The following is a 22,586-nucleotide window of genomic DNA, read 5'->3' as shown; positions in this document are numbered from 1 at the left end:
AATACTAATCCTTCAGTACTTTCATCATTTAATTTATGATAAATTAATTTAACAGTTTGAGCCTCAGCAGTAATTAATCCACTAATAGGACTTAGTCCTGTTTTGGTATTTACACCACTAAATCCATATCCTGTCACATAATATGCCTCTGCATGGTAACGTTCTCCAACATTTCCCGTAATTATAGTATCATCATGGATTTTTTTAACTGGTGTTCCGTTGGAATCATATTCCCAGTATTCAACTGTAACATTTCCACCAACTTTAATATCTTTTTGATAGATGTAAGTTACTTCTTGAGGATCCGCAGTAAACATACCTGTCGCATTACCTTGTACTTCTTTGAAAGTATAACCATCTATTGCTAATTGTTCTGTTGTATAGGAATCCCCAATGTTTCCAGATTCCACAACGTCAGGAGCTATTGTATTCCCATCTGTGTCTGTATAATGTACGGTTACATCTGCACCTGCTACTGTTTCTTGCCATACTGCATACAAAACTCTGCTTTTCTCGGATAAAGATAAATCTTTACCTTCTGCATAATCAGTATCTGGGAGAGTTGCATTTTTATCTGTGGACCACCCTAGAAAAGTACTATTTGATTTTTCTGCACCTAAAGCTGAAACGCCTTCTGTAATAGTTTTAGTTATATCTTTAGTTCCTACTTGGTAATAAGCTGTAGTTTTTGTATTATCATAATAAGTAAGTCCATCATATTGGTTCGGCAATGTAGAAAAATTAAAAGTCCCGCCATTACTATCATATTTTATCCAGTAGATTTCTACAGCTCCTATATCAGAAGGTGCTGTTCTTGAGTAACCTCTCTGATCAGTAGTTAAAGTATCTTCAGTAGACACTTTTCTATTAGCATTTTTCTCTGGAGCAATAGGAATTGTTGGTATATAAACTTGAGTGTCAATACTTCCTGCCTGTATTTCAGTTTGATTAGAAACAAGTCCGTAATTTAAAGCCCCAAAGACATACTCTGATGATACAGCATTGGCCACACCATTATCGTACCCAACATTATTGTAATCAGTTGATCTACCAGAGGATGAAATACTAGCTGTATTAAGATCATTACTTTTATTATCAACAAAAATATTATTTTTGAAAATGCCACTTGTTGTATTTGTTTCATAATTAGCCAGTCCCACAGCTCCACCTTCTGTCAAGGCCTCATTAGAAGCAAACGTATTATTTTCAAAATTTACGGTAGCAGCATAATTATTATTTGGAGAACCATTTCCGTAAATCTGTATAGCACCTCCACTTTGTGTTTGAACTAATGTAGAATCACTTTTGGCTATATTTTTATAAAATGTATTGTTTACAAATGATATTCCTTCATTTATGTTCGAATTGGTTTGTATTAATACAGCACCACCATTATCACCCGCAATGTTAGAATCAAAAGTGTTGCCTTCGAATAGAACTTCTGTCCCTGAAATCACATTGAAAAGAGCTACAGCACCACCATCTGCTAAAGTTTTCTTACCAGTAGTCAAATCATTCGCATTTTCAACCGCTTTATTCCCGTAAAAATAATTGTTCTTAAATGTAAATTTTGCACTATTAGAAGGTGAATAGAAATACAATGCACCTCCTTCTCCACCAACAGGTCCCGTTCCAAGAGCTAAAGTTTCATTATTATAAAATTTAGAATTTTCAATGTTTAAGAACCCAGAATAACCTTTAGAGCCGCTAATAGCACCCCCAGAATAACCCTGTTGATTCGAACTATTGTTTGATATTGTACTATTCTTTATGTTGGCATTATATGCAAAATACAATGCACCACCGTCATCCCCTTTATGGAAGTCATTAACCAAAATATTTTCCAAGGTTACTTGTCCTTTGTAGGAGCTGAAGTTAGCTGCTCGATTAGAAGAGCCTTCTCCTTGAAAATTGATGTTTTTAATTATCAAATTTCCTCCCATAGATGTGCCACTTTGATAATTAATAATTTCATTATCAGAACTAGGCTTTAACGTTCTAGAATTCCCATCTATAGTTACGGGGTATGAACTATTTTCTTTTAACTCTATTTTCGAAGAAATAATTTCAGGAAAACTATCTGACAATACGATAGTTCTTTCTTCTGTCGCTAGATTCACACTTGTGGCCAGTTCTTCGGGACTACTGACAGTCACAGTGTCAGCATGCACCTTTTCTCCTGTAAAGATCACTCCCATTGTAATTAAAATAATAAAAAATCCCCATTTTTTTTTCATAAAATTCTCCTCCTATATAATATACTTCATATTATATACTTTTTATTTGTATAACGTAAAATATTTTATGTAAACGGAATTTTTTTATAATAAAATAAATTACATTATGTGAAATTAAAGTTACGACAACCAAATTTTTATAGGAAAACTTTCTTATGACTAATTTTACAACAGAAATTATGGGAAAACTAATCACCAAAGGTGACTTGGACAATTTATTTCGTCACCGTATTTAGAGTTAGCTGTACATTCATTATTACAAGTTGAACTAACATCGTTTCTTGATACAAAAATATGATAGAGCCGGATTTAATTCAGAAAATTCTTGTAGCGGAAATTATTCGCGTTCGTTTAAAATAAAATACGGAGAATTGAATCTAGGTAATACCTAGAGATCATGAGGGTAAATTTACACAACAAACAGTACCTGCTTATAAGCGAGCGAAGGATTCTTTGGAGACGACAATTATTCAATTGTTTCAAAAGGACATTACCATGTCAGTAATCTCTGACTTGATTGAAAAAATGTATGGTCATTACTATACGCACAGATTATTTCTAACATGAGCAAATTAATATCTGAAGATATTCTAGCTTTCAAAGAAAGAAGGATTGAATCGAACTATTCAGTGATTTTTATGGGTGCCACTCACATTCCAGTAAAGAAACGGACAGTCTCAAAAGAAGCTGGCTACATAGTGATTGGTACTCATATAGGTGAACCAAAGAAGGTACTTGGATTTAATATTCCCCAATCGAATCAGCTTATATCTGGAAAGAACTACTTCAAGATCTTAAAATTCGTGGATTAGAAGAGATTCTATTAGGCAACTGGAATTTATGATAGATAAATGGAAAAAACAGTACCCACAAGTGATTAAATTACTCATGAATCCTGCGATATTAACGTTCTATAATTTTCCAAGTTCAATCAGAAGGATGATTTATTCGACTAATTTAATTGAAGGATTCAATAAACAACTAAAAAATATATAAAATGAAAAGAGCAATTTCCTAATGAAGAATCTCTGGAGAGATTCCTCGTTTCGCAATTTAATCAATATGACCAAACATTTTTATCTAGAGTACACAAAGGGTTTAAAGAAATTAAGCATACTCTAGAATCAATGTTTTAACTTGAGTGATCAGAGTGGATATTTCATTTACACATAATTCTTGACGCTACCATTACATTACCCGTTAACTACAACAAATATATCTTATTCAGATATAAGTGACTATTACTAGTGTTATTATGCTAATTTGTAGTTTCAGGCATCAACAGTGATGAATATAAAAATACTGCAAAGAGCCAATCACAGAACTTTCCTAACAGAGATAAAACCTTTGGTAATTTGGATATTCAATGGACTATCGATAACTAGTTACCATTTCTTGATAGTCTACGCTATCATTTGTTTTTAAACCTGTTTTAGCAGTAAATAAATTTTTTTGAAATTTCTCTTTACAATCTAAAGATATGTAATTTATTTTTTCCATTTGATAAATCCTCTTTTCACTTTTGTATATCGCGTGTTATATTAATAAAAATATTATCTGGGAGTTTGATAAACATGAAGGGCCTTGTTTGTAGATACTGTGGTGGAAATAGTTTTGACAAAACAGAAAAAGGTTATGAGTGTAAGTATTGTCACGCACTGTACGAATTTGATGAATCAACTCATAAGAATACATATGCCCATTTGAAAAGAAAAAAATTAAAAACTAACAATATCAAATTTATATATTTAGGAAGTATAATCGTTATTCTATTTAGTAGTTTGCTATTGTCAATGTTACCATTAAAAAAAATATTCCCTCAAAAAATTAGTGCATCGACAAGTCAGCAATTTAGTAGTTCAACTGAAAAAAAATACACTACCAGTCAATTAAGTAATCCTGAGCGTAATGTTCGTATTGCGGAGCTTTCCCTTAATCAAGAAGAAATAGATCTGGCCAAAGCTTCAATAGCAGAATATGGTGGAGAAAATACGACTGAATACGAAAATCGTATCGCTGATGCTCAGAAGGATCATGATTACTATGAAAAGGAGAGGCTGACAGAACCCGTCCAAAAGGATATGTTGATAGAAAATCCAGATTCGGATTTTTCTATGACCATGTATTATCGAGAAGGTGGTTTTTTTGTTGCATACGGACCGGAATTTAATCAATACAATAGTCAAGATATCTTAGATAAATGGGGACAACCAGATGAAATTATTACTGATAAGGAGAGAATTAGTAAAAGCCTGAAGGTCAACTTTGAGGATGAAAATCAGACAGAGATATATGAGGTAAAAAAAATTAGAGAAGAGTGGGTGAGTGGTAAATTAACATGGAGGGAAGTCAGAGCACTTTTAATGGTTGCTTATGATAATTCTTATGGAGACTATTCAAAACAATTCGTTTATGAAAAACAAGGAAAGCCCAACGTTTATTTTGATGGAGATCATGTCGCTTACGTGACACCGTTAGTAAAATATATCGCTTTCAATCGATTGCCAGAAAAGTATCCACGTTCAGGTTTAGGTAAATATCCTGATGACTTCCCGGAAAATTATGGTTCGGATGGGTATTATCATGAAAAATAAAGAATGTATGAATTGCGGAAGTACTAACTTTCATCGAATTACTAATGGTTGTAAATGTGATTACTGCGGAACTTTTTATCCAGATTTTGAAAGTTCAAGACAAGAGAAACCCTCCATTGACTACACTAATCGTAAAAATATTAAACCAAACATTATAATAATGATAAGTATAACCTTGTCCGTCATTATGTTATTAATAGTTTTTCTGGTTCTTAAAAGCAATGAAGAATCAACGCCCCAGTCAATTTCGACTGATATCACACAGTTGAAAGCAAATGATAAATTTCCTGGAAAATGGACGAAGGGTATCTATGAGAATGTAGTGGTCGCAACCAAATATTATGATGCAAATAATGAAAAATACTCTTTTGAAAATGGTGCCAGTTATGAAGAACTGGAGAAACTAGTTGGAAAGCCCGATTCAGTTACTACTTGGGAAGAGGAAGACTACGGAATGCCTCCAAGAGCTACTGCGACATGGAATAAAAACAAAGATAATGAATACGCCGGTAACTCTGTAACTATTACTTATAATAAGAATACTTTGATGATTACGGATAAAAGTCACTATTAATTTTTGGAAATTAAGCTCAAAAAACTCATAGCAATTTTAGCTGCATAAAAAATTTCTCGCCAAAAGTGTCTCATCTATTGACTCTGATCCAAAGCAACTGCTTTTAGTTATCAACTAATCGCCTAGCCAACGATCAACTAAAAAAATTACTAGTTCCACGAATAGTGGTGCAATAACCAACGATATAAGTTTTTCAAACAATTAAAGCACCCCTAACGGGGCAGTTGCCACCAGCTATTATACCATTTGAATTTCACAAATAAGGCCCCTATACCGCTTGGTACAGGGGCTACTTTGTAGTAGCGACATTATGTGCACTTAGTAAATACATAACAAATAAAAATTCTCTACAGAATAAAAAAATTTGAAATTTTGCTTTTAGATTTAAGTTTGATGAAATTTGATGGGAGTAACATAATGATAATATTAATTACACAAAGAGTTAGTCCAATAATGGGAGCAAGCAAGTTACCCTTACTAAAAAACATATGATTATTTTGAATATTAATTATAGACTGCACAATAAACAAATTGCTTGAGACGAACAAAACAAAGAAACTTACTCCTGTAAAACCTACATCCTTGAACCGACGTACACACAAAGAAATACAGGGAATAATTAACAGAAGGACACTTATAAACAAAACTGACAGCGGTAATTTTTCATGAGAAATGACACTCATAATTATTGCTTTTGCTGAGCTAGTACCTCCTGAAATACTCATTGAGGTACCAATAAATAAATACATAAGATAGCCTGTTGGAATTATTGAAAGAATATATAAGGTTGAAATAACCCACCAAAAATTTTTACGGTTTTCTTTACCCGTGAAATTAAAATAATTCTTGAAAAATGCTTTAAATGCGCCAATAAACCAAAAATTACTCAAACTATTATTCATGTTCATGACCTCTTTTCTAAAGTCTAAATTCCTATTCGAATTATTATACTTTATATTACCTTTTAGACAAACAGATTAAAACCGTCTTAAGAACGATTAAATCTATTACTACTTGGAATAATCGGTATTATGAAAACAAGTGGTTTAAATAACTATTTCTTTGTTTAGATTATTGACGTACAATCAAGATTTGATTGTTATGTTTAGAGTGATAAATAAAGAAAACGGGAGAAAATTTGAATGAATAATGATATAAAAAAATGTATCTATGCAATATTATATAGTTTACTTATTGGAATAGTTGGAATGGGAGTTCCATTAGTTAGTAGTTTTTTATTATTTGGATTGTCAGGCATAAATACAAATATGGTATATGCTAACAACATGTTAATGGGAGTCATTGGTGGGCCAGCAATCTATCTACTGACAAAAAAGTATTTCAATAAAAAGTCTAAAAGTTCAGAAATATTAGACGTATTTACACAGAAAGGTATAAAAAGAAGTATATCTGGAATTATAGTTGGTATTGCTTTACCGACTTTGCTATTCATCATTATTATTGTATGTGGAGGTAATGTGGTACTTAACATATCAATTCATTGGATTTCCATTATTACTAGTATCTCAACATTTATAGGTATGTCAATCTTAGAAGAATGTATATTTAGAGGGATATTACAATCAACTTTTGAAATTTATGGAAAGTTCTTATCAATTATTATCCCAACAACTTTATTTACCCTTATGCATATTAATTTATGGATAGAATTTAATTTATTAAGCTTAATTGAGTTATTTTGCGCTGGGATTTTATTTGTATTTATTATGTTTGCATATAAAAATTTAACTTGCGTTATAATTGCACACTTACTTTATAATATCCTGAGTAGTGTTTTTTTCGGAATTGAATCAACAGAAGGAATATTAAAAACAATAATGCCTAGTACTACTTTTAATTTACCTGGAGAGAAAGTAATTCAAAGTATCTTTATCGTTGTTCAAATTATATTGATATCTATCTTTATCTTAAAAAATAAAAAATCGAACTTAGCATAATGTGACTTAGGTGAAGTAACCCAATCGTGATACATTGTGAGTGTCAACATTGAACAGAAAGATCACCCTACGCACATAGGGTGGTCTTTTGGTATTAAAACAGTTTTAGCTACTTTCATTTCGCAAAGTAATCGTAGCGTATTTTACTTCAAATCTCAATTTGTAGAGTCTAGCTTTAAATAATCGCCATTATATCAAATTCATATTTAAATAACAAACTACACAACAGGTCCTAGAAAAAAGCATCGAACTAGTGATCCAAATAAAGATATCAATAGGTTTTTCTATCAATTGATATTAAAAAAATTGATACTAGTGACACAAAATAGTTTTCAAAATAACGGAAATCATTTATAATGTTATGAATAATATTATTTAAAAAGGAGTTTTTTATGAAAAAAAATATTTTTTTCTCTATTTTATTGTTTTCTGTTTTTTTTGGACTTTTTAGTTTTTTGGTGGACGATAATGTTCAAGCCGAATCTATAGAATCTACTTGGGGAACATCTCCAGTCACATTTGATACAGATACGGGAACATTAACGGTACAATCTGGAACCATTGGGGGTAACAACTATATTCCTGTCGCAAACGTAGATACGCACAAAATCAAACATATAATTTTTTCTGGAGAAGTATATGCTCCCGAGTACTCTGAAAATTTATTTAGCGGCGCTGCCTACTACAGTACTTTTATTAACTTAGAATCCCTTAAAGGAAACTTAGATGTTTCTAATGTGACATCCATGTCTGCAATGTTTTCCAATTCACCTGCAACTTCAATAGATATTGGAATGTCAGATTGGGATACATCTAAAGTAACCACTATGACAAATATGTTTGCTAACAGTAAAGCTGGCAAGCTTGATATAAGTAATTGGAATGTCTCTAATGTCGAAACATTTACAAACATGTTTCTGGGCAGCGCGGTCACTGAACTGCCCATAAACAATTGGAATGTTTCAAATGCCACTGACATGAATTATATGTTTGAATCAACTAAGTTAACAACATTAGATTTGAACAATTGGAATGTCAGTAAACTAGCAACTGCAGTATATATGTTCTCCGATAGTCTTCTATCATCCATAAATGTATCTAAATGGGATATTTCAAATCTACAGTATATTGATAAAATGTTTTCTAATACAAAACTTAAGCAATTAGATTTAAGTTCATGGGATACCTCTTCGATAGTTAGTATGAATGGTCTATTTGCCCAGTCTTTCTATATAAATTCATTAACTTTAGGTGAGAAAAGCATACTCAATTCTTCTGTGGATCTCAACGATACAGCAATACCTGATGGAAATTTAAATTACACTCCAAGATGGATACAAAGTAATCCAGAATTTTTGGATAATTATTATTTAAATAGTTTGAGTTTTATGGCCAACTATGATGGGTCATACCCGGGTAGATATACCAGAGAATACTCTAAAACTCAAGGAGGAAATATCACCGTTAGATATCAGGATGTAGATGGAAATTTACTTGCTTCTGAACAGATTATAACTGGATATATAAATGATTCTTACAAAACGCAAAAGATTAACATTGCTGGTTATACTCTTAAAGATATTCAAGGATCTGAATCGGGTACTTTTTCTTATAACCCTCGTACAATCACATATATCTATAAAAAAGATATGAATAGTAATCTTGTTCCTATTTGGAGAGCCTATAATTTAAACGATGGAGACCATTTATATACCACTAGTATGGATGAATACAGTTGGATAGTCGGACTCAAATGGCAGGCTGAAGGAATAGCTTTCCAGAGTGTATTGTCCTCATATGAAGGTGCTGTTCCAGTCTATCGTCTATATAACCCTAACTCAGGGGAACATTTTTACACCATCAGCGAAAAAGAATACAATGGTGTTGCTGAAAAAGGATGGTCAAAAGAACAAGTAGGTTTCTATATGGTTCCTAAAAATGCGGGGAACCCAATATATCGTGTCTTCAATCCAAATGCTAATGGTCCTGGATCACACTTATTTACAGAAAGTAAAGATGAAGCCAACTGGCTTATTAATCAAGGTTGGAGTAATGAAGGAGTCAGTTTTTACTGTCCAAAATGATTTAAAACGACTATATAATACGTTCTTATTGTTTTGATGTGAAAATAAAGATTATCCACAAAAAGCAGACCTAACATATGTGCTTTTTTGTGGATTTTTTTGATTCTCTTATTAAGGATGTGTGGAATGGCAACCCTTATTTTGACAAAAATTATGTAGTGTATGTTTAACTACTTAGTGCCTAGCCCGATTGCCCTTGACAACGTGCCTCCCTGGATGTGATTACCCTGGTGCGTGGCCGAATCTTGCCCCTACCCAGCGCTAACACATCCAGCCTCATTATCAAGGGGAGGCTGCGCCAATCTCAGATTTTGGTAGCCGACGGGCGTTTCATAACCAAGTGCCCCATGGATTCGTAAATGATTCCACCAATTCACATAATCAAATATTTGCAATTGCAGCTCAGCTAATGGCTCGAATTTAGTTGGATAAACAAATTCTACTTTAAATGATTTGTAGGTAGATTCGGCAATGGCAGTATCGTAGGGACAATTCTTCCTGATTGAAATTTGGTTGATTATTATTGATAGTTACGACTTTAGTTGAGCCATCATAGTCTAAATTAACGGCGTCTTGATTCATTGTTGAATGGCTGATCTCAGTAGTTGTTGCTGTATTTGATTGATTTGATTGTTCTTGGTTCGTATTTAGGTAATTGCTACCCCAGGCAAACAGGGCAACAAGAATAGGAACTGCAGCACCTAAAAAGCCTTTATTTTTCTTTTTCATAAAATTACTCCTTATGAAATGACTTACTTACGACAAAATTCTTTAAAATATGCTATAATGAAATAGAAAAGAGACGTTGCTTCAACAACGTCCCTTTAGTAGCACCGTTTAAGACGGTGACCAGTATTAATAATTGATTAAAAATAATCGTCGCCTGGCTATGAACCACTCCCTGTCAAGTAGACAGTGGAAATAAAAAAATGATTTTTACTCTCGTTGATCTATGACGAGAGTTTTTTGATTTACGCATGTTTTTCTCGATATTCAAATGGTGTTAATCCATCAAATTTAGGCACATATCTTTTAGTGTGGTAAAAGTCTATATATTCGGTAATACCGTCTTTTAAACTTTCAAAGGTATCAAAATCCTTTCGATAGTAATACTCGGATTTGAGTACACCCCAAAAAGATTCGATTGGCTGATTATCCAAACATTTTCCAGCTTCTGACATGCTAACTTCGAATTGATAGTGCTTTTTTAATTGATGATATTCATTTGATGTGTATTGAAAACCTCTGTCACTGTGAATTATCGGTTGAGCCGCTGGATTGTTATCCAAAGCTTGCTTAATTGTTCCCATAACTAGCTCATTATCATTCTTTTCACTAATAACATAAGAAACAATGCTCATATCAAAGCGGTCAATAATTGCACTGATATAAGCTCTTTGGTGATCTCCATAAAATAAATAGCTTACATCGGTAAACCATTTTTGATTGGGTGCACTTGTTTCAAACTCTCTCTTAATAATATTATCTGCCGTATACATTGGAGTGATTCGTTGCCATACAGGTCTCTTTCGTCGAATTTGAGGAAATAAACCCATCAATCGCATCAGTCTTCGGATCTTTTTGACATCGATGGTTAGCTTCAGCTCTCGTTTCAATGCACACTGAATACGCACAACACCAAAGGTACTATCAGAATTAGTGAAAATTCTCCGAATTTGTTGGGCTAGTTTTTCATTATTCAATTCTGACTGAGAGGGAACTTTATTCTTCCACTTATAATAGCCGCTGCGGCTGACACTAGCTAGTTCGCAAAGCTTTTCTATACTATATCCTTTTGAGGAGTTTAGCTCAGTAATAGCCACATAATAGAATTCATTTCTACTTAGTGAAAATGGGTGTATCTTTGTCTGAGCTCCTGTAACTTTTTTACAAAATCTGTTTCCATTTCTAAATAATCATTTCGTTGTTTTAAACGTTTATTTTCTAACTTTAATTGCTCCAATTCAGACAATTCGTCAATAGTTTGGTTTCTTCCACGTTTATCTTGCAAGCCTTGTGTTCCACAGGCTTCATATTTCTTTACCCATGTATAAACTTGTTGGTAAGAAATACCATACTTCTTCATTGCCGCTTGATAATCCTTTTCATGAGCTAATGTAAAATGAACAATTTCAATTCTTTCTTTAATAGATGTCTTGGTTGCCTTGCTTCTAGGTTTCATTTGAGAAAGTCCTCTCCCAGTTGGTTTATTGACTTTCTCTTTATTATAATTGGCTATCCATGCTCTGAGAACGGCAGATATAGAAATATTATATTTTTTTAGAACACTTCGTATCCCCATACCTCCGTATAGAACTTCTTCCACGGCTAGTTGCTTAATTTTTGCTGAATACTGAATTCTCGTCTTATAGAGCCGTAAGGCATCTTCTCCAAGCTGTTCGTACCTTCGTACCCAATCTTGAAGAGTCCCCTTTGGAACATCGTATTTCTTAGAAATATAGTTAATTGATTTCTTTTCATTAACAACTTCTTTGACCAAGAATAACCGTTTCTCAAATTTGATTTTACTAATTGTCATACAAAAACACTCCCTGAATAAAGTAACTAGAATTTTTGTTTTTCTAGTGTCTACTTTATAGGGAGTGTATCAAAGTGAACTGGTTTTATTTTTTATTAATTTAAACAGCGTCTTTCCAAAAAGCACAACTATGAGCTGGTGTTACAGATTTTTTAGCATCTGGACTCTTAGTATTGCCACATTCAGCAACTTCGTTTGGATTAATTAACGACATACCTGACACTGAATCAACTAAACGAAGACCTTCCCAATATGCGCAGTTGGCACAAGTTTTTTCAGCAACTTCATGTTTTGCAACTTCATGATTATTTTGTTTCATATTATTGACCTCCAAATTTAAACTATTCATATACAATCATTAGTATTACCTCTGAGTAAATTAAAATCAACAAAGAACACTTAAATGAAATTGGGAATCATTATTCATTATAAGTGATATCGAAATTCAATTTTTTGAAAACAGGAATTTAAGTAGTAATTAATTACTTAAATAAAATCTAAAAAATTGTTCGGGGTAGATCAACTTGGAATAGTTTGATTTATGACGAATTAAGAGCCAACTCTTTTCTAAAGTTGGCTCTTAAAAATTTTCATTATGTCTACTTACCCGTTAAATAACTAACGAATATATTTTGATATATTTTTGCTTTTAATGTTGACAGGGAACGCGTTTCATACGTTATGCTCAGGATAATGTATAAGTAAAAGGAGTATTAGATATGGAAAAAAAATTTATTAAATACGATTATCGAAACAACGAAACTCTCACAATAGAATCAGATCGTCACACTGACTTTTATTTCAGTGAAACAGACAGGCATTTATCAGGTGAATTTATCTATCAAAACTGTGAAAAAAATTTCACAATAATAGCAGAAGTGTGTCCAAACTGTAGTCAAATATATGATGCTGCTGGAATAATGGTGTGGGGAACAGATAATACTTGGACAAAATTTGTAATTGAAAAGATAGATGAAGAAAGTTTGAATGTTGTATCAATGGTGACAAATGAATTTTCAGATGATGTAGTAGGGGAACGATTCAAGGGAAAAGCTATTTTTTTGAAGATAGAGGCAAAGAACAATTTCTTCCAATTTAGTTACTCGCATGATGATAAACTTTATATTAAACATCGAAAATTTTATTTAAAGCTCCCAGACGTTTTAAAACTAGGTTTCATTTCTCAATCCCCAAATGGTGATGGAACGAGAGCTGAGATTAAAATTATTGGTTTCAGTCATAATAAGATTTAACTAAAAAAAGCAGACCCGTAAAGATCTGCTTTTTATAAGTTAAATCATGCCCTCTTAAAGGTCTTTTTTATACACTGGGTTTTCTTTATCACTTATTCAATTGTTAAATTTAGAGAAAGGCTCCTTTAATAGATAATAACGAATATCTCGCCCGTATTCCTATTAAAGGAGCCACTTTCTATTTTTTGGGCGGCCAAAGGCCGCTTCCAGTCTATTCAACTTTGATCTCTTACATTTTATAGAACATTTCTTTTTGTCCGAATACCTTATAAACTTACACTCTGTATTAACTCATTACTCTTTTGTCGGTTATCATTCCTGTTTTTGTATCATACGTAATAAAAACTGAAATACTCCAATTTTTCATGGAATTATGCTTTCCATGGTAATGAAAAATAGCTTCTTTACGCCCTTGGCCATAATTTTCTAGTTCATCTGGAGCGCCAATCTTTTTTATCAAATCAGAATATAACATTCCGTCGCTGTATGTTGGATTGGTAGATCCAACTTCAAAATTCATTTGAGCAACTTTGATGGAATTAAAATACTCTGTCGTCCAAGATTTTGTTAGGTCTAAATGTTCTAATCCCCATCTAGCATTATCTTTAATCTCTGCAAACATGCGATCTGATTTTTCTTTTTCTTTTTGGTTTTTATATGCCTTTCCTAATCCTACATCGTTGTACCATGACTTTGGATGTTCAATCTTTTTTTCCATTGTAGTGGTTCGAGGTGCTATAACAAAGGCGACTACTAACAAAGTAATTAAAATTATTACACTAGTATAAATCCAAAATAGTTTTGAGTGACGATAAATCAACTTTTTTTTAAAATCAGTCTTTTTGTAAATGGAGTGGCAGTTTTGACATTTAAAATATTCACCCATCTCTTTTAAATTATGTCCACCACAATTTTTACAAATGATTTCAATATATTTTTTTTTTTCCATGTTTTTAAAATTCTTTCAATATTTTTTTGTTGCTATATTTTTGCATTACGGATCCATAGGCCAGCCTTCAATATTTTTCTTGATAATCATACCAGTTTGTTTATCGTATTTGACATTAACCCAAAGAACATGCCGGCTTGTTGGATTTTGAGTCCAAATAGCCGTAATTTCATTTTCATCTTCATGCAATGAACTAGGTTCTCCAACTTGCTGGACGAGGTCACTATATAACGAGCCATCATAAAATTCTCCCCATTTTCCATCATCAGTTAACTGATGTTTTGCTGTTTTAATACCATCATAAACTTGCTCATTCCATTCACCAGCATCCTTAATATATTTATAGCCATATTCTTCATGGCTTAGTTTATTATCTGCCGATACTTTTTGGACTTCGATTACATGTTGTCCTTTCATACTGCTAAATACAAAAATTCCAATTAAGAATATAAAGACTATTCCAAAGATTATCATCAAATTTGCTTTTATTGAAAGTTTCTCTCGGATAACTAAAGTTTCTATTTTTTTTTCTTCTTCGATGTATGGCGTACCACAGTATAAACAGATAATAGGGTTTGAATCTGTCTTAAATTCATTTGAACCGCAGTTTTTACACTCAATATTTTTCATAATTTAAGTATAACAAATAGAGGTTTATCTTGTCTCTTACTTTTCAATACTACCTCTTCTGTATAGTGGATTTTCAATCATGCTATAGGTGGTCCAACTCTAGCCCAGAATACTTCATAATAAGAGCAAATTAAGCATACCTCTATTGCATACGTGTGTAAGTTGATTTGGTCACAACTTAACCTCATGCACAAAACTATTAATTTATGCATATAGATTTTTATTATTCAAAATTCAAAAAATTATAATGAAACAAGAATCCTCCATTTTACGAACATAAATTTTAGACACTGCTAAAAACTAATAAATTTAGCGTAAATTAAAAGGGTCAAAAAATTTTAAGTTTCTGACCCTTTTGTACATATTTCTATTAATATAGCTCTTTACGAAAACTGTCTCAAAAATGATTTTATTATTTCTTTTATAAGTAGTAAAAATTTTTTAAAAAATACTAACTTAATCTTAATAGCAAGAAAAACCTTGGAAGCGTTCAGCACCACAGATAATCGTATTAACTATGTTACTTGAGACGTTAAATAATTATTCATCTGGCTTGTACTCTAAAAGTATCTCCAGTCTGGCAGTTTAATACCTTAAAACTTTTATTGAAAGAAGGTAATGAAAAAATTTTTTAAATTAGCTTTTGGTTACCAACCACCAGGTTCCATCACCGAGTCATTTGGAGCAGGGAAACCCATAATTCCTTCGAAAGTAGAATAGAATCCAGTCCCTTCTGATTTCCAACCAGCTTTAACTAGGTCATCACGTTCATTAGAACTTAAAGTATAATGATGAGATCCCGTTTTAGCATTAGGATTATACAATCTATAAACCGGTGTAGAACCTCCAGACTGCCAAGAGACCCCTTCATACTTCCAACCTGAGTTTTCCAAGAAAGTTTTCTCGTTGTCATCTAAGGTATAATGATGATCACCTGCATTTGGGTTGTATAGTCTGTAAACGGGTGTTCCTTGATCAGGAACTATCCATGCCTTACCTTCATTTTTCCAACCAACTTGAACCAAGCTATTGCGCTCATCAAAACTTAATGTATAGTGGTGTTCACCTGAATTAGGATTATACACTCTTAAAAGAGTTGAAGCGTCAGCACTTACTGATTGAAATGTCAAAGTCCCAGCGATTCCAACAATTCCAAATAAAAAAAATTTCTTTAACTTACTCATTTTACTCTCCTATCTTTTTTACTGTTACAAACAATATATTATCAAATGTTTGTTTCAAATACCATGTAATATTAAAAAATTGATTTTTAAGGAAAATAGTCTAATTGATATGTAAAACGGACACTCACTATGAGTGCAATATTAATAAATTCAAAAGTCCATTATAAGTATACCTATAACGGACAATTTCAATATGAACTGATACTTGATTAAGTATTAGATTTTCCACATTAAAAAGAAAGTATGCAGAATGGGGTCCTTTTTCTGCATACTTTCTTTTTTTGAATAATACATTACCAAAATTTCGAGTGTATAAAACTAAGATCTCTTATCAAAGATAGTAGATCCTAATAATTTATCATGAATGAATAAATTATTTTTCAACGGTCTCTGTTGCGGCCCAAGTATAATATGAACCATCATAATTTTTCACATTTTTATATCCAGTCATATCCATTATTAATTCCATAAAAGCAGATCTAATTCCCGCGGTACAATAAACTACTATCTGATCGTCAGGTGAAAGTCCAGCATCAATAAATATTTTTTTTATTGTATTATTACTTTTTAACGTACCATCACTATTAAATAGACTTGTAAATTCTATATTGATTGCATCAGGCAAGTGTCCCCCTTTTTGTTCTCCATACAGAATAGCACCTTTATACTCTTTTTTTGAACGAGTATCAACAATTTTATAATTCTGATAATCTTCTTCTAACTCGGTAGTCAAAATTCTATGATTATTATTAATTGAATCTATAGAAACTTCTACGGGTTTTAAATCAGTACCACCTTTTTGAGTTTCTAAACCAGAATCTTTCAATGCAGAAAAACCTCCATCAACCATTTTTACATTTTGATACCCTGCAGCAAGTAACTCCCAAGCGATTCTTCCATCTTCTCCCCAACCTTTTTTAGTTGATGAAAATAAAATAATCTCTTTTTCTTTAGAGATACCCTTTTCACCTAGTCTTTCAGCTAATTCAGAAGGTGATAAAATCAGTCCCCATTCAGCATCCCCAGATTCACCTTCTTCAACATTAGCCAAGTATTGCCAACTCATTGCAGTAGCACCTTTAATAGTTGATTGTTCAGCTTCTTCTCCTCGAGCATCCACTAAAATAATGTCTTTTAAATTATTTTTAACATAGTTAGCATTTACGATATATTCACCTGTAAAATCATTTTCACCTTTTAAACTGGAAGAAATCGCCGTTTCTTTTTCCTCAGTCTTCTTTTGACTTGAACTACAAGCAGATAGCATCGTTAATGAGATAATGGGTAGTAACAAAGCAACAAATTTTTTCATAAAAATCCTCCATAAATTTTTTGTAAAATAGATAAGTGAATTATATCACAATATCCGAACCTACATAGTAACCATATTAAAGTTCCACTGTTCAATTTAAAAGAAAAGGCAGCAAAATAGGATTTTTGAAAAAAACAAAAAGTGTTACTTTTGGGTATACCCAAAAGTAACACTTTCGTAAAAATATTTCACTATAATTATTAATAAATTCCTGTTTCACGAATCCGCATTTCAATTGTAAAAGCTTTTCATCAGATAAGTATCATTACAGAAAATAACTGCTATAACATTTATAGTCCATACCAAGATATTCCTTCATATTTCCAACCTATTTTTTCCAAATAACTTTTTTCAGAAATGTCTGATGTATAATGATGAGTGCCAGAGATTGCATTGGGATTGTATAGTCGATAGAGGGGTTCTGTTTCATTAGAATCTGAATAGAATACTATTTCTTCATACTCCCAACCTACTGTAACTAAATACTCGCGTTCTTGTAAGCTTTTAGTATAATGATGGTCGCCGGCATTAGGATTATATAATCGATAAATTGGTATTTCACTTTTAGGTGCTAACCATGATATACCTTCATGTGACCAACCAAAGTTTTGTAATTGGTACATTTCTTCTGGATGAGTAGTATAAAAGTGTTCACCTGTATTCTTATTATACAAGCGGTAGACAGAACTTATGTTATCTACTTGATTTTTTATAAGTTCATAATTATCTTCAGTAATGCGAGTACCTACGTTTAAAGGTGTCTGATCTTTGAATGCAGAAGTATGTACTCCTATAACATTATTTTGAGTGTCATAGATAGGGCTCCCACTTTGACCACCAGTCGTATCTAATTGATAGTACAAATTATTTTCTGTTAGTTCATTAATATATCCTGAGGAAGTCCACATGGTTGGATAGATATTATTAACATATTTATCGCCCGGATATCCTGAAGTTATGATTTGCATGTTATCAGTTACATTCGTTGAGACATTTAACCAACCTGAATATATGCCTAATGGTTCATTTAAGCGAATCATCCCTATGTCATATTCTTCTAAATCACTGTCACTTGTTGCGTTTACCCAGCCATCATGTGCGGATAATGCATACGATGTAGTAGATCCATAAGGTTTTATTTGTTCATTTCGCCCTGGAGAAACTATAATCTCAGATGCCCATTTTTTTGTATCATTATCATATACAACATGTCCCGCTGTTAAAACAATGTTAGGCGATACGAGTACCCCTGAACCAACGTACCAATCATTGGTGCCAAAACGCATTTCAATCTGTACTATTGATGAGTAGGGAGGGCTTTGAGTATTAAGTATTTTAGTTCTATCATCGTTACCAATTATTTTCTCAATTGAAGTAGTTTCTATTGAATTTATTAATAAAGGTTGTTTATGACTCTCAGCATAATGATCTTCAGAGAAGCTATCTTCCTGTTTTTTGGTATTATCGTACGCATAGGTTTTTTGACTAAAGGAAAACAAGTTTGCTGCTATTGAAACATATGCTACGCAATTGATAATCTTTCTGTACTTATTTATTTTATTCAAATTGTATACTCCTTTTTTATTAAATTACTCAATTAAAAGGCTCCCATTTCAAAACTTCCGCGAAGAAAGTGTTACTTTTTGGTATACTCAAAAGTAACACTTTTCCTGATATATTATTCAACATTTTTTATTATACTATCCAAATTCTGAGTATTGCTCAAATCTGCATTTGTAAAACTGTTACTGTCTAAAGGAAATTTTTGAGTAAAGGATTCAAACTTTTGGTAGCAAGTTTCAACACTACCTATATTTGCTGAAATGACGTGTCCTCCCATTGATTTATCGTCAGAGATGAAGTGGCTATGAAATCCAGCTACTGCTACTCCTTGATAGATAATTGGGGTATAATAACTAATCAAGGTTCCATATATATTTTCTGCGTAAAATTCAATTTGATTTTTTGCAATTTCTTCTAAAGAAGGATAAGGTTTAGAATATTTTCTTGTAGACCTAGTCTTAACTTTTGTAAATAGACCATGTAGTTTAATAGAGAAAAAATAATTCTCACCGTTTATGTTTTTCTTCACTTGCTCCATTAAATGAGATAAATCAATATTTTCAAAATTATCGAAGTACTCGTAATTACTTTGATGAATATCAGCAAATACGACATTAAAATTTTTATCTAGTTCTTTTGCAGTACCATTTTCATCTATCTTATAGCCGGTATTGTCTAATATCACTAACTCTCCGTCTATGCCTTCGCCCGTACCTATGCCTGTGTCGCCATATTTAAGCAATTCTTGTAAGGTGATTGTCCCATCAAGCAATCCCTCACTTAACATTTGCATAGTTCCATTTTGAAAAAGTCTCATTTTATCCAAAAATATTCCTCCATAATCATTTTTTGTATTTCCAGTAGCATAATCCAAGGTATAACCATCTTCTACATTGTAAATAAATACATTATAGCTGATTGTGCTATCTTCCACGTTTTGCGCTTCCATTTGCACCCCACGACAAAGTAACTCATTGTCTTTGTAATAAGGCGTCACACGGTATCGCACATGATTTTTCGTCAGTCTCAGATAGTCTGCTACTTGATTCTCATATTGTACCATGGTTTCTTGGTTCATTTATTCTGTACCAGTAAAAAGGTTCTTCCAGTTGTCATTTTCTCCTGTCAATTGGTAGCCCAGCAAATGACTACGATTATATAACCATTTCCCATTAGATAGCTTTTTCTGCTTCCAACCTGTAGGATAGACGAAATATCACCTCTTTCTCCTGTCGGCATTAAATCGTAGCCCAACAAGGCATTTGCAACACCAACACGATTCAAGTTGTCTAAATCTGAAAAAGTCTGCCATGATCCATTAGCTAGTGAGATATCTTCTTGAGAAAAATTCGGTTGATTATTATTGATAATGACGACTTTGTTCGTGCCGTCATAGTTTAAATTAACAACGTCTTGGTTCACTGTTGAATTGCTGATCTCAGTAGTTGTTGTATTTGAATGATTTGTTTGTTCATGGTTCGTATCTAGGTAATTGATACCCCAGGCAAACAGGGCAACAAGAATAGGAACCGCAGCACCTAAAAAGCCTTTATTTTTCTTTTTCATAAAATTACTCCTTATGAAGTGACTTACTTACGACAAATTTTTAAAAATATGCTATAATAAAATTGAAAAGAGACGTTGCGCTAACAACGTCCCTTTAGTAGCACCGTTTAAGACGGTGACCGAGAAAAATTATTTACAAAAAATAATCGTCGACCGGCGTGATACACTCCCTATAAAGTAGACACTAGAAAAACAAAAATTCTAGTTACTTTATTCAGGGAGTGTTTTTGTATGACAATTAGTAAAATCAAATTTGAGAACCGGTTATTCTTGGTCAAAGAAATTGTTAATGAAAAGAAATCAATTAACTATATTTCTAAGAAATACGATGTTCCAAAGGGGACTCTTCAAGATTGGGTACGAAGGTACGAACAACTTGGAGAAGATGCCTTACGTCCCTATAAGACGAGAATTCAGTATTCAGCAAAAATTAAGCAACTAGCTGTGGAAGAAGTTCTATATGGAGGTATTGGGATACGGAGTGTTCTATAAAAATATAATATTTCTACAACTGCCGTTCTCAGAGCATGGATAGCCAATTATAATAAAGAGAAAGTCAATAACCCAACTGGGAGAGGGCTTTCTCAAATGAAACCTAGAAGCAAGGTAACCAAGACATCTATGGGGAAATCCAGAACAACCATAGAAGGTACCATAGTGACCTTGTCGTTCGATCAATGGCTTTCCACATTTAGGACAGATAGTGTGTCCTGACCTTTTTTCAATCTGATGTTGTGCTAAATAGGGTTCGCAATAACTTAATCTAAAAATAGGACTACATTTTTTACAAGTCCACACATCATTGATTGAATTTTTACTAATAATCTCGCCACAATCGCAAGTCATATAATAGGGCGGCCAAGACCATTTTTATTAAAGTCATTTATATGCCCCATGTTGCTATTAAAATATTTTCTTTTTTCCAAACTTTTACCCTCTATTCATGGATCGAAAATGGTAGAAATAAAAAACTATTTAATATACACCCAAAAGTAACATAACAAGACCTAAAAGAAAAAGCTCTAGAAAAGGATTCTTTTAAATAAAGTGTCTCCTGTGGGTATCCTTGTAAAATAATAGTTTTTTAGTTTCGGAATAATTAGTCATCTGATTCATTTTTTTATCTTCGATCATCATTTTATTGAGATATCGGTAAATTGTGGTTCTGGAGACATGCCATTTTTCGGCAATTGTTTTTATTGGTGTGCCATTGTCAATCAATGTTTTTAGTAAATCCAAATCACTGGAAGTTAATTTTTCTGGTCGTCCTCCGAAACGTCCTCTTGCTCTTGCGGCTGCTCGACAAGCTGCTGAACGTTCTAATATTAAGTTACGTTCAAACTCTGCAAATGCTGCGAACAGATGAAACATCAATTGCCCAGTAGAACTGGATTTATCCATAGTAATATTTTCTTGTAGACTATGGAAACTGAGGCCACGTTCATTTAATCGATTAACAATTGAAATAAAATCTTCCATATTTCTTCCTAGTCGGTCTAATCACCAAACAACCAAAGTGTCACCTGAACGAACAAAATCAATTGCAGTGTCTAATTCAGGTCGATTACTTTTTGTTCCACTCATGTGGTCAGTGAAAATTTTCTCGCAGCCAAATTTATTTAAACTATCTTCTTGTAAATCTAAATTTTGCAAACCGGTTGAAACCCGGGCGTATCCTATTTTCAAAAAATCACCTCTTTTTAATAAAAATTGTACCATAACTTTATTTATACAGATTAATTGGACATAGATTTTGATACGGGTTAATGAACATAAAAGAGAATCATTCTAATAAAAAATGAGTGAAAAAATAAAGTGTACAGAAAAGGGTCATTTTCTGTACACTTTGCTTTTCTGTATCATTGTTTCATTTACTAATTTAAAAAAAATCTGTGACTCAGATTATCCGAAATATGTTATTTTATTTTATTCAGCATTACTTAGGACTAAATAATTGTGATTCCTCAAAAAAAGCAAACATCTTGCACATATTGATATGGTTAAATGATTGGTTTTTGAAAAAACGAAAACCAGCTAGCAAAAACTAGCTGGTTTATGACTTAAAGTTTATACAGTTTGTTCCTTATCAACGCTCTTTGACGAATCCCCTTTTTAAATACATCTTTATCTAGGACTATAGAAT

General features: G+C 32.6%; 22 protein-coding genes and 4 pseudogenes. 9 read left to right on the top strand and 17 right to left on the bottom strand.

Annotated features, from left to right (window positions below; genetic code table 11):
• The coding region (locus tag KUA55_RS17765; RefSeq protein ID WP_218327714.1) for a MucBP domain-containing protein at positions 1–2,237 on the bottom strand (2,237 nt) is incomplete at its 3' end.
• 384 nt (positions 2,238–2,621) lie between these two features.
• On the opposite strand from KUA55_RS17765, the gene KUA55_RS18835 reads away from it, so the two are divergent.
• From KUA55_RS18835 to KUA55_RS18825, 3 genes and pseudogenes are all read left to right on the top strand, one after another.
• A complete protein-coding gene (locus tag KUA55_RS18835; RefSeq protein ID WP_425514634.1) occupies positions 2,622–2,804 on the top strand; it encodes a transposase in 183 nt (60 codons plus the stop codon).
• On the top strand, positions 2,789–3,049 hold the full coding sequence (locus KUA55_RS18830; RefSeq protein ID WP_425514633.1) for a transposase: 261 nt from the start codon (positions 2,789–2,791) through the stop codon (positions 3,047–3,049). The genes KUA55_RS18835 and KUA55_RS18830 overlap by 16 nt, the downstream gene beginning before the upstream one ends.
• 19 nt (positions 3,050–3,068) lie before the next feature.
• A pseudogene (locus KUA55_RS18825) lies at positions 3,069–3,373 on the top strand (transposase); the annotation flags it as partial.
• 235 nt (positions 3,374–3,608) lie between these two features.
• Here KUA55_RS18825 and KUA55_RS18595 read toward each other — a convergent pair.
• Positions 3,609–3,737 carry a hypothetical protein gene (locus KUA55_RS18595; protein ID WP_281419051.1) on the bottom strand — a complete coding sequence of 43 codons (129 nt, stop codon included), beginning with the start codon at positions 3,735–3,737 and terminating at the stop codon, positions 3,609–3,611.
• Between the two features lie 74 nt (positions 3,738–3,811).
• Here KUA55_RS18595 and KUA55_RS17755 point away from each other — a divergent pair, with 74 nt between their 5' ends.
• Positions 3,812–4,831, top strand: coding sequence for a DUF4947 domain-containing protein (locus KUA55_RS17755; RefSeq protein WP_218327713.1), 1,020 nt, complete (start codon positions 3,812–3,814; stop codon positions 4,829–4,831).
• Positions 4,821–5,405 (top strand): hypothetical protein, encoded by a 585-nt coding sequence (locus tag KUA55_RS17750; protein ID WP_246601604.1) that lies wholly within the window; start codon positions 4,821–4,823, stop codon positions 5,403–5,405. Before KUA55_RS17755 ends, KUA55_RS17750 begins: the two co-directional genes overlap by 11 nt.
• Before the next feature lie 347 nt (positions 5,406–5,752).
• Here the strand turns inward: KUA55_RS17750 and KUA55_RS17745 are convergent, their stop codons facing one another.
• Positions 5,753–6,307: a DUF805 domain-containing protein gene (locus KUA55_RS17745; protein WP_218327711.1), complete on the bottom strand. Its 555-nt coding sequence runs from the start codon at positions 6,305–6,307 to the stop codon at positions 5,753–5,755.
• 240 nt (positions 6,308–6,547) lie between these two features.
• Between KUA55_RS17745 and KUA55_RS17740 the strand changes: the two genes are divergently transcribed.
• Positions 6,548–7,363, top strand: a complete 816-nt coding sequence (locus KUA55_RS17740) for a CPBP family intramembrane glutamic endopeptidase (RefSeq protein WP_218327710.1) — start codon at positions 6,548–6,550, stop codon at positions 7,361–7,363.
• A gap of 392 nt (positions 7,364–7,755) precedes the next feature.
• On the top strand, positions 7,756–9,447 hold the full coding sequence (locus KUA55_RS17735) for a BspA family leucine-rich repeat surface protein (protein ID WP_218327709.1): 1,692 nt from the start codon (positions 7,756–7,758) through the stop codon (positions 9,445–9,447).
• 251 nt (positions 9,448–9,698) lie between these two features.
• Here KUA55_RS17735 and KUA55_RS17730 read toward each other — a convergent pair.
• From KUA55_RS17730 to KUA55_RS17710, 5 genes and pseudogenes are all read right to left on the bottom strand, one after another.
• Positions 9,699–9,938: pseudogene (locus KUA55_RS17730) on the bottom strand (IS3 family transposase); the annotation flags it as partial.
• Positions 9,892–10,176 (bottom strand): hypothetical protein, encoded by a 285-nt coding sequence (locus KUA55_RS17725; protein WP_218327708.1) that lies wholly within the window; start codon positions 10,174–10,176, stop codon positions 9,892–9,894. The gene KUA55_RS17725 and the pseudogene KUA55_RS17730, both read right to left, overlap by 47 nt.
• 242 nt (positions 10,177–10,418) lie before the next feature.
• Positions 10,419–11,270 carry an IS3 family transposase gene (locus tag KUA55_RS17720; RefSeq protein ID WP_218327707.1) on the bottom strand — a complete coding sequence of 284 codons (852 nt, stop codon included), beginning with the start codon at positions 11,268–11,270 and terminating at the stop codon, positions 10,419–10,421.
• Between the two features lie 20 nt (positions 11,271–11,290).
• Positions 11,291–11,986 (bottom strand): helix-turn-helix domain-containing protein, encoded by a 696-nt coding sequence (locus KUA55_RS17715; RefSeq protein ID WP_218327706.1) that lies wholly within the window; start codon positions 11,984–11,986, stop codon positions 11,291–11,293.
• A 100-nt stretch (positions 11,987–12,086) separates the two neighbouring features.
• Positions 12,087–12,305: a hypothetical protein gene (locus KUA55_RS17710; protein ID WP_218327705.1), complete on the bottom strand. Its 219-nt coding sequence runs from the start codon at positions 12,303–12,305 to the stop codon at positions 12,087–12,089.
• A gap of 400 nt (positions 12,306–12,705) precedes the next feature.
• Here KUA55_RS17710 and KUA55_RS17705 point away from each other — a divergent pair, with 400 nt between their 5' ends.
• A complete protein-coding gene (locus tag KUA55_RS17705) occupies positions 12,706–13,239 on the top strand; it encodes a DUF1349 domain-containing protein (protein WP_218327704.1) in 534 nt (177 codons plus the stop codon).
• A gap of 286 nt (positions 13,240–13,525) precedes the next feature.
• On the opposite strand, the gene KUA55_RS17700 is transcribed toward KUA55_RS17705, so the two are convergent.
• From KUA55_RS17700 to KUA55_RS17675, 7 genes and pseudogenes are all read right to left on the bottom strand, one after another.
• The gene (locus KUA55_RS17700) at positions 13,526–14,188 is read right to left on the bottom strand and encodes a hypothetical protein (protein ID WP_218327703.1); all 663 of its coding nucleotides are present in this window, start codon (positions 14,186–14,188) and stop codon (positions 13,526–13,528) included.
• 45 nt (positions 14,189–14,233) lie between these two features.
• Positions 14,234–14,605, bottom strand: coding sequence for a hypothetical protein (locus KUA55_RS17695; protein ID WP_218327702.1), 372 nt, complete (start codon positions 14,603–14,605; stop codon positions 14,234–14,236).
• Between the two features lie 860 nt (positions 14,606–15,465).
• Positions 15,466–16,002: a hypothetical protein gene (locus KUA55_RS17690; protein ID WP_218327701.1), complete on the bottom strand. Its 537-nt coding sequence runs from the start codon at positions 16,000–16,002 to the stop codon at positions 15,466–15,468.
• Positions 16,003–16,375: 373 nt separating this feature from the next.
• Positions 16,376–17,314: a sulfurtransferase gene (locus KUA55_RS17685; RefSeq protein ID WP_218327700.1), complete on the bottom strand. Its 939-nt coding sequence runs from the start codon at positions 17,312–17,314 to the stop codon at positions 16,376–16,378.
• Between the two features lie 290 nt (positions 17,315–17,604).
• The gene (locus tag KUA55_RS17680) at positions 17,605–18,879 is read right to left on the bottom strand and encodes a trypsin-like serine protease (protein WP_218327699.1); all 1,275 of its coding nucleotides are present in this window, start codon (positions 18,877–18,879) and stop codon (positions 17,605–17,607) included.
• Between the two features lie 113 nt (positions 18,880–18,992).
• Positions 18,993–19,694, bottom strand: coding sequence for an acetolactate decarboxylase (gene budA, locus KUA55_RS18465; RefSeq protein ID WP_281419052.1), 702 nt, complete (start codon positions 19,692–19,694; stop codon positions 18,993–18,995).
• Positions 19,695–19,733: 39 nt separating this feature from the next.
• Positions 19,734–20,443, bottom strand: a pseudogene (locus tag KUA55_RS17675) (DNA/RNA non-specific endonuclease); the annotation flags it as partial.
• 231 nt (positions 20,444–20,674) lie between these two features.
• Between KUA55_RS17675 and KUA55_RS17670 the strand changes: the two are divergent.
• Positions 20,675–20,935, top strand: coding sequence for a helix-turn-helix domain-containing protein (locus tag KUA55_RS17670; RefSeq protein ID WP_218327698.1), 261 nt, complete (start codon positions 20,675–20,677; stop codon positions 20,933–20,935).
• Here KUA55_RS17670 and KUA55_RS18820 read toward each other — a convergent pair.
• Both KUA55_RS18820 and KUA55_RS17660 read right to left on the bottom strand, forming a co-directional pair.
• A complete protein-coding gene (locus KUA55_RS18820) occupies positions 20,930–21,289 on the bottom strand; it encodes a topoisomerase DNA-binding C4 zinc finger domain-containing protein (protein ID WP_425514632.1) in 360 nt (119 codons plus the stop codon). The genes KUA55_RS17670 and KUA55_RS18820 overlap by 6 nt on opposite strands.
• A 192-nt stretch (positions 21,290–21,481) precedes the next feature.
• Positions 21,482–22,129: pseudogene (locus tag KUA55_RS17660) on the bottom strand (recombinase family protein).
• Positions 22,130–22,586: the final 457 nt, after the last annotated feature.

Origin of the sequence: Enterococcus alishanensis, from assembly GCF_019218635.1 — a bacterium.
GTDB classification, from domain to species: domain Bacteria; phylum Bacillota; class Bacilli; order Lactobacillales; family Enterococcaceae; genus Enterococcus_A; species Enterococcus_A alishanensis.
This window is presented reverse-complemented; position numbering and strand designations above follow the sequence as displayed.

Excerpts from the sequence above, each read along its gene's own strand:
- KUA55_RS17725 (WP_218327708.1), bottom strand. The coding sequence starts at position 10,176 with ATGAAAAAGAAAAATAAAGGCTTTTTAGGTGCTGCAGTTCCTATTCTT.
- KUA55_RS17755 (WP_218327713.1), top strand. The coding sequence starts at position 3,812 with ATGAAGGGCCTTGTTTGTAGATACTGTGGTGGAAATAGTTTTGACAAA.
- KUA55_RS17705 (WP_218327704.1), top strand. The coding sequence starts at position 12,706 with ATGGAAAAAAAATTTATTAAATACGATTATCGAAACAACGAAACTCTC.
- KUA55_RS17695 (WP_218327702.1), bottom strand. The coding sequence starts at position 14,605 with ATGAAAGGACAACATGTAATCGAAGTCCAAAAAGTATCGGCAGATAAT.
- KUA55_RS18820 (WP_425514632.1), bottom strand. The coding sequence starts at position 21,289 with ATGACTTGCGATTGTGGCGAGATTATTAGTAAAAATTCAATCAATGAT.
- KUA55_RS18595 (WP_281419051.1), bottom strand. The coding sequence starts at position 3,737 with ATGGAAAAAATAAATTACATATCTTTAGATTGTAAAGAGAAATTTCAA.
- KUA55_RS17710 (WP_218327705.1), bottom strand. The coding sequence starts at position 12,305 with ATGAAACAAAATAATCATGAAGTTGCAAAACATGAAGTTGCTGAAAAA.
- KUA55_RS17670 (WP_218327698.1), top strand. The coding sequence starts at position 20,675 with ATGACAATTAGTAAAATCAAATTTGAGAACCGGTTATTCTTGGTCAAA.
- budA (WP_281419052.1), bottom strand. The coding sequence starts at position 19,694 with ATGAGACTTTTTCAAAATGGAACTATGCAAATGTTAAGTGAGGGATTG.
- KUA55_RS17715 (WP_218327706.1), bottom strand. The coding sequence starts at position 11,986 with ATGACAATTAGTAAAATCAAATTTGAGAAACGGTTATTCTTGGTCAAA.
- KUA55_RS17745 (WP_218327711.1), bottom strand. The coding sequence starts at position 6,307 with ATGAATAATAGTTTGAGTAATTTTTGGTTTATTGGCGCATTTAAAGCA.
- KUA55_RS17735 (WP_218327709.1), top strand. The coding sequence starts at position 7,756 with ATGAAAAAAAATATTTTTTTCTCTATTTTATTGTTTTCTGTTTTTTTT.
- KUA55_RS17685 (WP_218327700.1), bottom strand. The coding sequence starts at position 17,314 with ATGAAAAAATTTGTTGCTTTGTTACTACCCATTATCTCATTAACGATG.
- KUA55_RS17750 (WP_246601604.1), top strand. The coding sequence starts at position 4,821 with ATGAAAAATAAAGAATGTATGAATTGCGGAAGTACTAACTTTCATCGA.
- KUA55_RS17740 (WP_218327710.1), top strand. The coding sequence starts at position 6,548 with ATGAATAATGATATAAAAAAATGTATCTATGCAATATTATATAGTTTA.
- KUA55_RS17690 (WP_218327701.1), bottom strand. The coding sequence starts at position 16,002 with ATGAGTAAGTTAAAGAAATTTTTTTTATTTGGAATTGTTGGAATCGCT.
- KUA55_RS17700 (WP_218327703.1), bottom strand. The coding sequence starts at position 14,188 with ATGGAAAAAAAAAAATATATTGAAATCATTTGTAAAAATTGTGGTGGA.